Origin of the sequence: Prevotella sp. Sow4_E9_plate, from assembly GCF_052116205.1 — a bacterium.
GTDB lineage: Bacteria > Bacteroidota > Bacteroidia > Bacteroidales > Bacteroidaceae > Prevotella.
The window spans coordinates 46,838-61,726 of the sequence record NZ_JBQKLN010000003.1 but is presented as its reverse complement, the minus strand read 5'-3'; the positions used below and the strand labels follow the sequence as shown (position 1 = coordinate 61,726).

The following is a 14,889-nucleotide window of genomic DNA, read 5'->3' as shown; positions in this document are numbered from 1 at the left end:
TATTTTTCATAAAAAACACTTTTTTAACATACAGAAAACTCGTTTATATAAATAAATTATGTATCTTTGCAAGGTGATATAAACTACTTTACACAGTATTAATTTAATCTAAAAGCAAACAATGATCAAATTACTGAAATCTTTGTTGGTGGCTTTACTCGTTCCTGTCTGTTCCTATGCAGCTGGATGGGACGATGAAGAATACAAGCGTATTGAGCAGAGCATCCAACAGCCAAAAATGAGTGAAAAAGTTTACGCCATTACATCGTATGGCGCTAAGACAACGGCTTCTGCTGCACAGAACCAGAAGGCAATCAACCGTGCCATCTCACTTGCATCCAAGAAAGGCGGCAAGGTGGTGATTCCTGCTGGAACATGGAACACTGGAGCCATCGAATTGAAATCGGGAGTCAATCTCGTTATCGAAGAGGGTGCTACACTCCGCTTTGCCTTCGAGCCAAAGCTCTATCCATTGGTTCGCACTTCTTGGGAAGGCTTGGCTTGCTGGAACTACTCTCCATGCATCTATGCTTACCAGGCTAAAGACATCGCCATTACAGGTAAAGGTACCATCGATGGTGGCGGCAACAACGACACATGGTGGCAGTGGAACGGAAATCCACGCTTCGGATTCAAGGCTGGAGTAACCACCGAAAGCCAGAAGTTGGGTTCACGCTCCAAACTGCTGAAGCAGGCTGAAGACGGCGTGGCCTTTGATGAAAGAAAGTTCGGTATGGGTCAGGGGCTCCGTCCTCAGCTCATCAACTTCGTTCGCAGCGAGCGCATCCTCATCAAGGATGTCAAGATGATCAACTCTCCTTTCTGGGTTATCCACCCTCTCCTCTGCAAGAACATTACCGTAGATGGGGTTTACATCTGGAACGAAGGTCCTAACGGTGACGGCTGCGACCCTGAGGCATGCGAGAATGTTCTCATCCAGAACTGTATCTTCCATACTGGTGATGACTGCATCGCCATCAAGAGCGGTCGCAACAATGACGGTCGTCTCTGGAACCAGCCTTCCAAGAACATCATCATCCGCAACTGCAAGATGGAAGATGGTCACGGAGGTGTGGTTATCGGCTCTGAGATTTCCGGCGGATGCGAGAATGTCTACGCTGAAGACTGCGAGATGGACTCTCCTCATCTGGACCGTATCCTCCGCATCAAGACCAATAATTGCCGCGGCGGACTGATTCAGAACATCAACATGCGCCGTATCAAGGTAGGTCAGTGTGGCGAAGCTGTAGTAAAAATCAACCTCGATTACGAGTCTAAGGAAGTTTGCTACCGTGGTTTCGAACCAACCGTACGCAATGTGAATGTAGAAGACGTTACCTGCCAGAAGAGCAACTATGGTGTTCTCATCATTGGCCGTGACGCTGTAGAGAATGTTTACGACATCAACATCAAGAACTGTAAGTTCGACGGTGTACAGAAGCAGCCAGTCAAGATTACAGGCAAGACCCGCAACGTGAAGTTCGACAACCTCTACATCAACGGTTCTCTTGTTCTCAACGCAGGAGAGCAGCCATACAAGAACTATTCAGAGTGGCTTACCCACAGCGAGATGAAGCGCGTTCCTCATTCTTATCTCCTTGATTTCAGCAAGAAACCAAAGTGGAGTTATGTAATGGGCATCGAAATGGAAGGTATGCTCGATACTTACGAAGCATACAAGGAAGGCAATGAGTCTATCCTCGAATATCTGAAGGAATATCCTAAGACCATGATTGATGAGAAGGGTAATATTACCGGCTACAAGTATGAGGATTTCAACCTCGACAATGTTCGAACAGCCAAGTTTATCCTCCGTATGCACAACATTGCTCCTACCAAGGGCACTGAGAAAGCTTTGAAGACTCTCTTCAAACAGCTTGTCAACCAGCCTCGCACCCAGGAAGGCGTTTACTGGCACAAGGCTATCTACGCCAACCAGGTTTGGCTCGACGGTATCTTCATGGGCTTGCCTTTCTACTGCAACTATGCCGTACAGACCATGAAGCCCAAGAAGGCAGAGAAGTATCTGAACGATGCGGTAGACCAGATGATCAAGACCGACCTCCGCACCTACGACGAGAAGACCCAGCTCTGGAAGCATGCCTGGGATGAGACTCACGAGCAGTTCTGGGCAGACAAGGAGAACGGTAAGAGCCAGCATACCTGGGCTAGAGCCTTGGGATGGTATGTAATGGCAATGACCGAATGTCTCGATGCAATGCCTGAGAATTACGCTCGCCGCGATGAGGTTATCAAGCTCTTGAACAAGGCGATGGCTAGCGTAGTGAAATACCAGGATAAGGCTACAGGCGTATGGTATGACGTGATGGACGTCAAGGATCCTCGCAACTATCTGGAGAGTACTGCTTCAAGCATGTTTGCCTATGTATTGCTCAAGGGTTACCGCAAGGGATACCTCTCAGAGAAATACCGTGATGCCGGTGTAAAGGCTTACAACGGAATCCTGAACCAGTTCATCAAGGTGAACCCAGACAAGACCATCAGTCTTACCAAGTGCTGTTCTGTAAGTGGTCTCGGCCCTGGTCCTGGTCCGTACGTCAAGAAGCCAAACTTCAAGCGCGATGGCAGCTTCAACTACTACATGAGCGAGCCTATCCGCGACAACGATGCCAAGGGCGTTGGTCCTTTCATCTGGGCTAGCCTGGAAATGGAACAGCAGGGATTGAACAAATAAAAGCTTTGTATATTGTCCGAAAGGAAGAACGAAAAAAAAAATAACGCCCGTGTTACAGTAAACGAATACTGAACACGGGCGATTCATAAGTCTAGAAAACAGTTAGCGCACAACAGTTGACTACCACATGCACATCACCTGTTGTGCAAGCGCATATCAGCTGATATGCAAGCGCACAACAGCTGTTGTGCGGCCGAAGAAGCTGATTAACTCAAAAACTTATACTGTCTTTTCCAATAATATTTCAGTAATATATCAACAACAAGATAGTGCGTCAAGAATTTATGGCACACTCTCTTTTCCGTTTCGTAACAACTCAGTGTAAGCCTTCGGCTAACCCCGTATTGTGAGACATAAAAGTTTTCTAGCATCCAGAGTTGAGAAGACTGGATAGAAAATTCAGGGAGCGGTGGATAGAAAGCTACATTCAAAAACACCCTTCACCTCTCATGCCCCCAGTGTTTATCGGGGTTACCGGCGAAAAGGTGAAAGGTGAAGGGTAAAATTGAGAGTAAGGTTTTTCACGTGCAAAACCACGCTTCCAGCAGCCGAAAAGCATATTCCGAATGGCGATGGAAGGCCTACCGAAATTTTTCTCCCGACGCATTATTTTGTGCCCGGCAATGGCAAAAAGTTGCCTCAGTAGAGGGCAATATTGTGCCATAGTTAGGCAATAAGTGGAAAGAGCCTCTTTCAGAAGTGAATGAAGTTATGCACATAGGGGTTCTGAGCAGTTACCTTTAGGGGAAGGTATGTTAAAAACAATCTTTAAGCAAACGTTTACGTATTATTTTCACGTGAATCTTGAACGTAATTCATTTTTTTTACCTATATTTGCAGGCGGAAAAACAGACTGTGTATAAAATAGCGCTATAAATGCGTAATTTTTGCACAGGGCTTTTTGTCTACTTAAACGTATAAATCGAGAGTAAGAAAACAAATTTTTATAATAGTATAATCTAACCTATAAGTGTATGTCTGGTAATTATAACAGAAAGAAGATTGCGCTTGCAGGTGCGCTCATGTTCATGGTAACAAGCGTCTCTGCGCAAACGGTAAAAGGAGTTGTTACTGACAATACGGGCGAGCCAATCATAGGCGCATCTGTCATGGAGGTAGGTGTAGCTGGCAATGGTGGCGTGACCGACATTGACGGTAACTTCACAGTAAACTTGAAAGGCAGCAGTAAGAAACTGAAGATTTCATACATCGGTATGAAAGCAAAGGAAATTAATGTTGCAGGTAAAACAACCATTTCAGTAAAGCTCGAGGACGAAGCTAACTCCCTCAACGATGTCGTTGTCATCGGTTACGGTACAGTTAAAAAGAAGGATCTGACAGGTGCCGTTGCTACCGTAAAGGGTGAAGACCTGACCAAGGTTCCTGTTACAAATGCAGCAGAAGCTTTGACAGGTAAGTTGCCTGGTGTGCAGATTACAACTACCGACGGTTCACCTGATGCAGAAATGATCATCAAGGTGCGTGGTGGTGGTTCTATCACTGGCGACAACTCTCCTCTCTACATCATAGACGGATTCCCAGTATCCAGCATCGGTGACATTGCTCCTTCTGACATTGAGGACATTACCGTATTGAAGGATGCTGCTTCAACAGCTATCTATGGTTCTCAGGGTGCAAATGGTGTAATCCTGGTTACTACCAAGGGCGCTAAGTCTGGTAAGACAGTTGTTTCTTACAATGGCTACGTTCAGGGCAAGAGCATCGCCAAGACTCTTGACACCATGACTCCTTATCAGTACGTTATGTACAACTATGAACGTGCTGCTCTCCGCGGTACATCTGATATCAGTAGCTTCGAAAAGCGTTTCGGTTCTTTCGGAGACCTCGACTTGTATCAGTATCAGCAGGGGCATGACTGGCAGAACGAGATGTTCGGCAATCACGATCTCTCACAGTCTCACAACGTAAGTGTTAGCGGTGGTTCTGAAAAGACTAAGTTCAACCTCAGCGGTACTTACACCAACGACAACAGTTTGATGAAGACCAACGGTTACGACCGTTTCAATGTAAACTTCAAGTTGAATCATGAGATTTGCAAGAACTTGAAGCTCGACTTCGGTATGCGTCTGGCTGATGTTACAACCAAGGGTGTTGGTACAGGTGGTGGTACTTACAAGATCCGTTCTTATGAGGCTATTACCAAGGGTCCTGTTAATGGTCTCTACGATCAGCTTGACATCGATCCTTCAACTCTTCCAGACGATGAGTATGATGAGTACATCTCTATTACCCGCAGTTTGCAGGATAAGGTAAATGACTACTGGAGAAGAAAGAATGAACGCCGTTACAACTATAATGGTGCCATTACATGGAAGTTCCTCAAGAACTTTACATATCGTGCAGAGGCTGGTTACGACTACACCTTCTTCCAGCAGAAAGATTATTATGCTGCTTTGAGTGACAAGGCTGTAAAGGATGGCGGTAGCCTTCCTATGGGTGAATGGACCAAGAAAGATACCTGGAAGCTCCGTCTGACCCATACCTTGACTTACAACAAGACATTTAACAAGGTACACAATCTGAACGCCATGATTGGCCAGGAGTATGTAGCAACAAACAATGAGAGCCTCAGCGTTATCGCTAAATACTTCCAGAAGGACATTGCTCCAGAGAAGATGTTTGCAAGTCTTGCATCAAACTCAGGTGCAACAGGTTCCCGTACCATCAACTCTTCATTGGGTCAGGAAGATCGTACTCTTTCTTTCTTCGGTCGTTTGAACTACTCTTATGCAGACCGCTATTTGCTGACATTCACTATGCGTGCCGATGGTTCTTCTAAGTTCGTGAAGGACAACCGTTGGGGCTACTTCCCTGCTGCCGCATTGGGTTGGCGTATCGCAGAGGAGCCTTGGATGATAAATACAAAGGACTGGTTGTCTAACCTGAAACTCCGTTTCTCTTACGGTACAGCAGGTAACAACCGTATCAGCTCTTCCATGTATGAGACAACTTACAAGGCTTATGGTAGCGGAAAATATTATGGTGCAGGTAACCAGCAGAACCCTCACTATACATTGAACAATTCTCAGTTGGCTAACCCAGAATTGAAGTGGGAAACCACCATTACACGTAACGTTGGTTTGGACTTTGGTTTCTTCGATGAGCGTATCTCAGGTAGCTTGGATTACTACTGGAACACCACAAAGGACCTGCTCCTCGATGCTCCTGTAACAGCAATCGGCTATACTTCTATGCAGCAGAACATCGGTCAGACATCTAACCGTGGTGTTGAGTTGAACTTGAATGCAGCTATCCTCCGCAAGAAGGATTACTCTTTGAACTTCAACTTCAACGTTGGTTTCAATAAGAACAAAGTTGACAAGTTGGCTGGTGGTCAGACTTACCAGTCTTACAACTCTGGTGCCTTCTCTACCGACATGCGCGGTTACGACGACTACCGAGTTGTTGTAGGTCAGCCTCTCGGATTGGTATATGGTTTCGTTTGCGACGGTTTCTACACTGTTGATGACTTCCAGACCACAACCGATGAGAACGGCAAGACTCAGTTCGTATTTGACAAGAGCGGTAACTATATCCTGAAGGAAGATGTAGTAGATGGTTCATTCATTACTGCAGGTTCTAAGGCAGGTCTCCGTCCAGGTGCAATGAAGGTAAGAGACCTTGATGGTGACAAGAAGATTTCAGAGTCAGACCGCACCATCATCGGTAAAACCCAGCCTAAGTTCCAGGGTGGTTTCGGCCTCAACGCCACATACAAGTGGTTTGACCTGACTGCCAACTTCAACTTCGTAGTAGGTAATGACGTTTACAACCTCGACAAGATGGTTACATCACAGTCATACCGTAATACATACGCAAGTCTCCGTCAGGAAATGACTCCTGTAACTTTGGGCGGTAAGGCATGGACTTACATGGATCAGGCTACAGGTGAAATCGTAACAGATTACGAGACATTGAAGAATATGAATGCAAATGCTTCTATTTGGAGCGCAGCAACTTTGTCAGATAACAACCCTGTACCTTCATCATGGGCTGTTGAGGATGGTTCATTTCTCCGTTTGCAGAACTTGACAGTAGGTTTCACATTCCCTAAGGAGTGGACCAAGAAGTTCGCTTGCAACTCACTACGCATGTACTGCACATTGACAAACTTGTTCTGCTTGACCAACTACTCAGGTTATGACCCAGAGGTTAACTCATCAATCCGTGGCAGCAAGACCAGCGGTTTGACTCCAGGTGCCGACTTCTCATCATATCCTAAGTCATTCTCTTGGACAGCAGGTGTAAACATTTCATTCTAATAGAAAACAAGATACAAATTATGAAACGTATATTTCTATATATATCAATGTTCATTGCAGGAGCAAGTTTTAACTCTTGTAGTGACTTATTGGACACAGAGACTTTGTCTACAGACAATTTGAACTACCTGTGTTCAAACGCAACTGATGCCCGCAAGATGGTAGACCATGTATATGCCTACTTCTGCGAGGATACTTATACATCACGTATGAGCACCAACTGGATGCAGAATACCGACGTAGAGATCGGTTTCGTCAAGAAGGCTCAAGCTTCTGAGACTACCCGTCGTGGTATCTGGGCACTGAACCCATCATACTTCGGTGATATCAAGAACTGCTGGAACAACACCCAGAAAGCCATTGATTTCGCAAACCAGTGTATTGAAGGTATTGAGGCAAGCGATGCTTACAAGAACGGAGATGCTGACATGAAGCAGCTTCATGGTGAGGCTATCTGTCTTCGTGCATACTGGTATTTCCTGATGTGTAACTTCTGGGGTGACGTGCCATTTGCTACAACTCCTACATCTAAGGACGATATGCATAATGATCCACGTACAGACAAGAACATCATCTATACTCACTTGATTCAGGACCTCATCAACAATGAGGGTGAGATGCAGTGGAGCAGCAAAGCTACAGTAGAGCGTATGAACCGTGAGTTCGCTCTCGGTTTCATTACCAAGTTGGCTATGTTCCGTGCAGGTTACTCTATGCAGGCTAATGGTACAATGGCCCGCAGCACAGGTACAGGCGATGAATATACTGTACATTATGTAGATGAGAATGGTAACGAGGCTACAGCTACTTCTGCAGACGATTACTACAAGGTTGCTAAGGCTTATGCCAAGAAGTTGATTTCCTTGAAGGACCGTCAGCTCAACAACAACTTCAAGCAGATTTTTGATAATGAAATCAACGGCTGCAACCCAGCTAATGGTGATGTATTGTTCGAGATGGGTTATGTTCCAAACTCAGGTGGTGACATCGGTTGGTGTCTTGGCTTGAGCGTAGTTTCAAGTTCTAAGGGTGCTGGTACTACTTATACCAACCTGACTCCAAGCTATGCATGCTCATTCAATGCACAAGACCAGCGTCTGAAGGCTACATGTGCTAACTACCGTTGGTTGTACGACAACAAGCAGGCAGCAGTGGATGGCGTCAACATCCAGCCAGCTAAATGGTGCCGCATGGATTTGAGTGTCAACAACGTTGAATCTAAGGGTACTGGTATCAACTTCCCTATCCTGCGATATGCTGACGTATTGTTACTCCTCGCTGAAGCTGATAACGAAATCAACAATGGTCCTACTGCTGAGGCAAAGGAGATGTTGAAGCGAGTTCGTAACCGTGCCTTTGCAAATGCAACCAACAAGAACGAGATGGTGAATGAATATGTTGATAATCTCAACGATCACGACTCTTTCAAGAAAGCTATCATCAACGAACGTGCTTGGGAGTTTGGTGGCGAGTGCATCCGCAAGTTCGACCTCGTTCGTTGGAACTACTACTCAGATGCCATCGTTAATACTCTGGAGTGGGTTCGTGACGTAACTATGAACTATAACCAGCTCCGTCTGGAGGGTGGTGAATTCGTCTACGACAAGACTAAAGAAATTGTTGATATGGGCATCGCACCACGCCTCTACTACAACTATGTAAATGGCGAGATTCAGTTCGAGAACAACTATTTCACTTATCGTGATAACAGTGCAAGCCCATACAAAGAGGCAACAACACTTGCAGATGATGACATCAAGACTGCGGGAGCTTCTTTCGATGGTTTGAAATATATCAAGTTCTTGGATACATACATGTCTGTCAGTGATACTGATCCAACAACAAACACAAAGTATGGAACCGACGCAGATGGCAACACAATCAAGAAGGGTGTCATGAATGAGGCTTTCTTATACTCATGGTTTGGTTTGACAGACGGAGTTGTGACAACAGGTGCAGAAGACATGGAGCCTCTCCGCAAAAAGGTAACTCCATATATCTTGCCTATCCCTAAGGACAACATTGCTTCTTCAAACGGTGTATTGTCTAACGAAGGTTATGCTATTCGCAACAAGTAAATCGGGTTATGTAGTCCATAACAAATAAAAGTAAGTAATTATGAAATACAATAAATATATATTGTCTATGCTTTTCGCTACTACAGTTGGTACCACAATGGTAAGCTGTAGCGACGATGACAACTTGGGCGATGCACCTCGTTTGTTCCGTCCAATTGCAAGCGCAACTGTCAACTCAAATACCTTGAAGGTAGAATGGGATAAGATTCAAGGTGCCACCAGTTATGAGTTGGAATTGGGTCTTGTGACATCTACAGATGAGGATGGCACAAATCACCTGAAAGTAATCAAGAAAGCCACAACAGAGAATGATACCTATACTTTCGATGACTTAGGATGGGACGAGAAGTATGGTGTAAGAATCAAGTGTATTGGCAACAACAAGGAATCTGAGTATTATGAGGTAAAGGCTCAGAGCATCAACTACCCAACAAAGGTTTCTGGTGCCAAGGCTATTGATAACGCTGCTCGTGTATCCTGGGCTGAAGGTGGCCAGAAAATCAAGTATGTAATGGCTTGCCCTGCTGAAGAAGCAGAAAACCATGATACAATCTCTGTTAAAGTTAGCGATGCCGAATATGCTCAGGGATATGTAGATGTTTATGGCTTGCAGCCAGAAACATCATACACATTCAAGACATACGACAGTTCTTCTGACTTCAATAATACTACCTATGCAGGTAAAACAACAGCTACAACCAAGGCTAGCGTCAACTTCGACGAGAAGTATGGAGAAGGCATGTGGTTGGATACCCGCAACTGGGATGCTAAGGAAGCTAAGGATACATTGAAGACTGCAGAATTCTGGAATATGGTTAAGGACGGTATGACTATCATCCTCCGTGGTGAACAGGAATACAAGATCAACAACTCTATCAGTCTCGACCGCAATATCACCTTCATTACCGGTATGACATTGGGTGGCAACGCTCAGTTCACCTTCTCTGGTGGTATGAACGTCAAGAAGGGTGTTAATATCGATAAGGTGAAGTTCGAAAGCATCGATATGATTAGCGATAAGCAAGCTGATAAGGATGCATTCCTCGCTGGTAAAGATAAGGGCTTCGGTGGCCGTCAGGTTATCAATGTCAGCGGTACTGGTTCTACCATCAGTGAACTCATCTTCAACGATTGCTACATCCGCGGTTTCCGTGGTGTAGTAAGAGGTCAGAAGAACAACGACAACTTCCTGAACGTTACCTTCAAGGGTTGTACAATTGATGGTGTCGGTGATCAGGGTGTTGTAACTATCGCAGATAAGGGTGGAGATTTCCGCAACGTAACATTCGATGATTGTACTATTACAAACATTATTATGCTTTGCGACTTACGTAAGACTGCCCAGGCTCCTACTGTAAATGTAAACAACTGTACATTCTGCTATGCTCCAATGGAGACTACAGCAAATGCTAACACACCATTGTTCCGTTTTGCTACAAATGCAGCAAACTTGAACATCACCAACAGCATCTTTGGTCCTTCTATGGCTACAGACGGAAGTGCAGGAGCAAAACTTCAGCTTTACACACCAGGCGCTAAGGGAAGTGTTCTTCTGAATGGTGCAAGCACAGTGCTTTCTGTTGCAGGTTCATACAAGACTAACTTTGCTTACACACCAATAGGTGCAGACGCTGTTACATATGGTATTGAAGGTCTTATCGACTTCAAGGGTTCTGAGACTGAACTTTGGACTGCTCCAGCAAATGGTGAATTCAAGTTCAACGCAAGTCTTGACAGTGAAGCAGGTGCTTCTAAGTGGAAGTAATCCTACTATCAATTATATTAAAGTGCAATGCCCGGTGCGGGTATTGCACTTATTTGTTTCCAATCATGATTCATAAAGATAAGGCTGATGAATTGCGTAATCGTTTTCGTGGTTTTTCTACACTGATAGTATGAGTTATTGAAAGAAAAGTAGTAACTTTGCCAAAAAGAAATTAAGCCTAAAAATATGAATAGAAAAATGATCAAAACCATCGTGCTCGCAGCACTCATGGCTGTGCCTTTCTTTGCTAAGGCACAAACTTTCGCCGGCATCACTGCTGAGCAGAACGCACAGAACACCCCTGTGGGTTGGACTGCAGTCAACTTGCCTCAGTTGCCTGCTATCACTTCGGCAAATACGTTTAACATCAAGGATTATGGCGCCTCTACATCTGCTGCAGATAATACCAAGGCTATCCAGAAAGCTCTTGATGCTGTTCCTTCAACTGGCGGTATGGTCGTAATACCTGCGGGTACCTGGATGTTTGGAAGTAAAGACCAGATGACAAGCACTACTGAGGTGCTCAGCATCAAGTCAAAGACTGTACTCCACCTTTGCGCTGGAGCCACCTTGAAGCTCGTGGAATATGGCAAGGCGCCTAACAACAAAACGATCTTTATCGGTTGCAAGAACAAGAACCAAAGCGACATTGTCATAGAGGGTGAAAATGAGACTTCCATCATTGATGGACAGGGAACCCGCTGGTGGAAGGCTCGCGACAATAAGGAGACATTCAATCCCGGAGCCATGATCCGCTTCGAGAAAGGCAGCCGATTCCTGATTCGCAATCTCAAGGTTCAAAATACTCCGGGTGTCAACATCACCTTGAGTAACAGCAATGGTGCAAACAATGGTACTGTTCATGATGTAACCATCTATAACCCTTCTTCTGAAACCAAGACAGAGCAGCCTTCTCATAACACAGACGGTATCTCCATCTGGGGTCATCACATGAACATCTATAACTGCAACATCAGTACAGGTGATGATAACGTGGTTTGCGACAATGATGCACAGTACATCCATGTCTGGAACTGCAAGTTCGGTACAGGACATGGTGCTTCTATCGGTAGCTACACCAAGAACATCAAGCATGTATGGTTCGACAACATCACCATGAATGGTACAACTGCCGGTATCCGCATGAAAACGGGTATCAACAGTGATGGTACGCTGCGTGGCGGTGGCGAGGAGGACTGGAAGTTCACCAACTTCACCATGACCAAGGTGAAGAACCCATTCTCAATCGACTGCTACTACGACAAGAACTACAACAGCGATCCTGCCGTAGATAAGGCAAATGCAAGAGTTTTGGATAGCACATCCCCAACATACAATGGTATCCTGCTTCAGAACGTGAAGACAACAGATGTTTGCGATGGCAAAGCCATCTTCCTGGTTGGCCGTCCTGAGAGTCATATCAAGAATGTAACACTCGACAATGTGCAGATTTCGGCAAAGACAGGTATCGATATCCGTTTCGTAGATAATCTCGTATTCAAGAACAACTCTAAGATTACATGCCAGTCTGGCAAACTCTGGGTTCGCCAGTACGATTCTACAGTAGACGACCAGTGTGATGCTACAGGGGCAGGTACAAATCCAGATCCCACTCCAAACCCAGGTGAGACAACAGAAATAAGCTATATTCTGGATGCATCAACCAGCACTTCTTCAACCGCAGATCCATCACCATGGACGTTCAATAACGGTTGCAGCATAGAGAGCAGCAAAGGTTACGCTACAGCTAAAAACAATACCATCAAGTACAGCAAGGGCGTACAGTTTACCATCAACCTGCCCGAGAATATTACCATTACATCGGCTACATTTGCAGGATATGCCAATGAAAACAACAAGACCTGCTATCTCGGCGAACTGAACGGAACAACCTTTGCCAGCGATAAATATGTGTTCCCTAGCCGTACAACCCAAACGGATACGAGCACAATGTTTGATATTACTCTAGACACTCCAGCTACAGGCGCTCTTACCTTCACACCACAAGATGCACAAGCCGCTTGGATTATCACTCTGAAAGGTGTAAAGGTAACTAGTTCCGGTATCAACAATGTTGTTTTAACCGCCAAGGTAAACAATAACAACATTTACGACCTCAGCGGTCGCATGGTAAAGCTCAATGCCAAGGCAGAAGACCTGCAAGGTCTCAAAAAAGGTATCTATATCTACAATAACAAGAAATACGTAGCTAAATAATTCATTTAAACATCGGTAACAATGAAAATAAAATATCATTCACTCCTGTGCATTCTCGCCACCATCGCATTGAGTTCTCCGCTCTCTGCACTGAGCGTGAATGCCCAGAAAGCAGTATCCAAGACATGGAATCCGAACCTGAAGAACGGAATGTATCGCAACCCGGTAATTGACGCCGACTACTCAGACCCTGACGTATGCCGTGTGGGCAATGACTACTATATGACTTCCTCTTCCTTCCAGTGTTTCCCTGGCTTGCAGATTCTGCACAGCACCGACCTGGTAAACTGGGAGATTATCGGTGCTGCCCTACTCGATGACTATCCGGTTTTGCCTGAATACCAGGGCACCGAACTGGATTGGCGCAAGAAGGTTCAGCATGGTAACTACGTATGGGCACCATCCATCCGCTACCATGACGGATGGTTCTATATCTACTGCGGTGATCCAGACCAGGGACTCTTCATGACCAAGACACAAGATCCACGCGGTCCTTGGGAGCCTATCACCTGGGTGATGAAGGGAAAAGGTCTTATCGACTGCTGCCCTCTCTGGGATGAAGACGGCAAGGCTTATCTTTCACATGGATGCGCCGGTTCCAGAGCCGGTATCAAGTCGGTGTTATTCGTAGCTCCAATGTCACCAGACGGCACCAAGGTTATCGGTCCTTCACGCATCGTATATGACGGCCATGAAGACCAACCTACCATTGAGGGCACCAAATTCTACAAGCGCAACGGCTATTATTACATCATGAGCCCTGCAGGCGGAGTGAAGTATGGCTGGCAGGTAGAACTGCGTTCCAAGAATCCATACGGTCCTTACGAGGAGTATGTTGGTATGGCTCAGGGAAAGAACAAGAAGGTGAACGGCCCTCACCAAGGTGCTTGGGTAGATACACAGAACGGTGAAGACTGGTTCCTCCACTTCCAGGATAAGCATGCCTATGGTCGTGTGGTTCATCTGCAGCCTGCCAAATGGGTAAACGACTGGCTGGTTATCGGAGACGACAAGGACGGTGACGGATGCGGCGATCCAGTTCAGCAATGGAAGAAGCCCAACTTGCCATCAAGCGGAAACTTCCAGCCTAAGGAATCGGATGATTTCAACAGCATAGACCTCGGTCTGCAATGGCAGTGGAACGGTCCTTACAGCCACTACTGGTATTTCTGCGATGCCAAGAAATCAAAGTTGCGTCTATATGGTGTTGAGCAGATTGAAGGCGCCAAAAATCTTTACGACCTTCCTAATCTCCTGCTCCAGAAGGTTCCTACCGAGAACTTTACAGCCACAGCCAAGGTAAAGTTCATTCCTAACCGCACCGAGGCTTACAAGGAGAAAGATAAGGTGTTGGGCGAAAGCGCAGGTATGATTATGCAGGGAATGGATTATGCAGCCCTCAAGTTTGTAGACACCAAGGAAGAAGGTGTTGTATTGCAATATGTAACTTGTGAAAAAGCTGACAAAGGAAAGGAAGAGAAGGTGATAAAGCAGGTAGCCATCAAGACCAGCAAGCTGCCTAAACCTTACACCGTGAAGTATGCGATAGATGATATACCTTCATCCCGCATCGCTACTCTGGATGTATGGCTCCGTGTAAAGGTTCACAGCGAGGGAATCGCTAACCAGATTCAAGGCATTGCCGAATGGAGCTACAGTCTGGATGGTAAGAAGTTTACCAAGATTGGCAATCCATTCACCATGCGCGAAGGCAAATGGATTGGAGCCAAGCTAGGTTTCTTCAATACCCGCACAGCCAAGAAGAACGATGCCGCCTTCTTAGACATCGACTGGATACATTTCGAAAAATAACCCCTATTTACCCCGCAGGCAGATGATTTTTCTGCCTGC

General features: G+C 45.6%; 6 protein-coding genes. All 6 read left to right on the top strand.

The annotated features are described in order from the left end of the window. The first annotated feature begins 121 nt into the window (after nt 1-121). The 6 genes from ACTQ53_RS01960 (at nt 122) to ACTQ53_RS01935 (ending at nt 14,850) form a co-directional block, all read left to right on the top strand. Nucleotides 122-2,695, top strand: a complete 2,574-nt coding sequence (locus tag ACTQ53_RS01960) for a glycoside hydrolase family 88 protein (RefSeq protein ID WP_441931832.1) — start codon at nt 122-124, stop codon at nt 2,693-2,695. Between the two features lie 974 nt (nt 2,696-3,669). Beyond that, complete coding sequence (locus tag ACTQ53_RS01955) at nt 3,670-6,978, top strand: SusC/RagA family TonB-linked outer membrane protein (RefSeq protein ID WP_294969965.1); 3,309 nt, start codon at nt 3,670-3,672, stop codon at nt 6,976-6,978. A gap of 104 nt (nt 6,979-7,082) precedes the next feature. After that, nucleotides 7,083-9,056: a RagB/SusD family nutrient uptake outer membrane protein gene (locus ACTQ53_RS01950; RefSeq protein WP_294969968.1), complete on the top strand. Its 1,974-nt coding sequence runs from the start codon at nt 7,083-7,085 to the stop codon at nt 9,054-9,056. 40 nt (nt 9,057-9,096) lie between these two features. Further along, on the top strand, nt 9,097-10,821 hold the full coding sequence (locus ACTQ53_RS01945; RefSeq protein WP_441931831.1) for a hypothetical protein: 1,725 nt from the start codon (nt 9,097-9,099) through the stop codon (nt 10,819-10,821). Nucleotides 10,822-11,007: 186 nt separating this feature from the next. After that, on the top strand, nt 11,008-13,038 hold the full coding sequence (locus ACTQ53_RS01940) for a glycoside hydrolase family 28 protein (RefSeq protein ID WP_441931830.1): 2,031 nt from the start codon (nt 11,008-11,010) through the stop codon (nt 13,036-13,038). Nucleotides 13,039-13,059: 21 nt separating this feature from the next. Further along, entirely contained in the window at nt 13,060-14,850 is a 1,791-nt protein-coding gene (locus ACTQ53_RS01935; protein ID WP_441931829.1) for a glycoside hydrolase family 43 protein, read from the top strand. Nucleotides 14,851-14,889 lie beyond the last annotated feature (39 nt).

What these genes read in the sequence shown, in the direction of transcription:
- ACTQ53_RS01960 (WP_441931832.1), top strand. Translation starts at nt 122, where the DNA reads ATGATCAAATTACTGAAATCTTTGTTGGTGGCTTTACTCGTTCCTGTC.
- ACTQ53_RS01955 (WP_294969965.1), top strand. Translation starts at nt 3,670, where the DNA reads ATGTCTGGTAATTATAACAGAAAGAAGATTGCGCTTGCAGGTGCGCTC.
- ACTQ53_RS01945 (WP_441931831.1), top strand. Translation starts at nt 9,097, where the DNA reads ATGAAATACAATAAATATATATTGTCTATGCTTTTCGCTACTACAGTT.
- ACTQ53_RS01940 (WP_441931830.1), top strand. Translation starts at nt 11,008, where the DNA reads ATGAATAGAAAAATGATCAAAACCATCGTGCTCGCAGCACTCATGGCT.
- ACTQ53_RS01935 (WP_441931829.1), top strand. Translation starts at nt 13,060, where the DNA reads ATGAAAATAAAATATCATTCACTCCTGTGCATTCTCGCCACCATCGCA.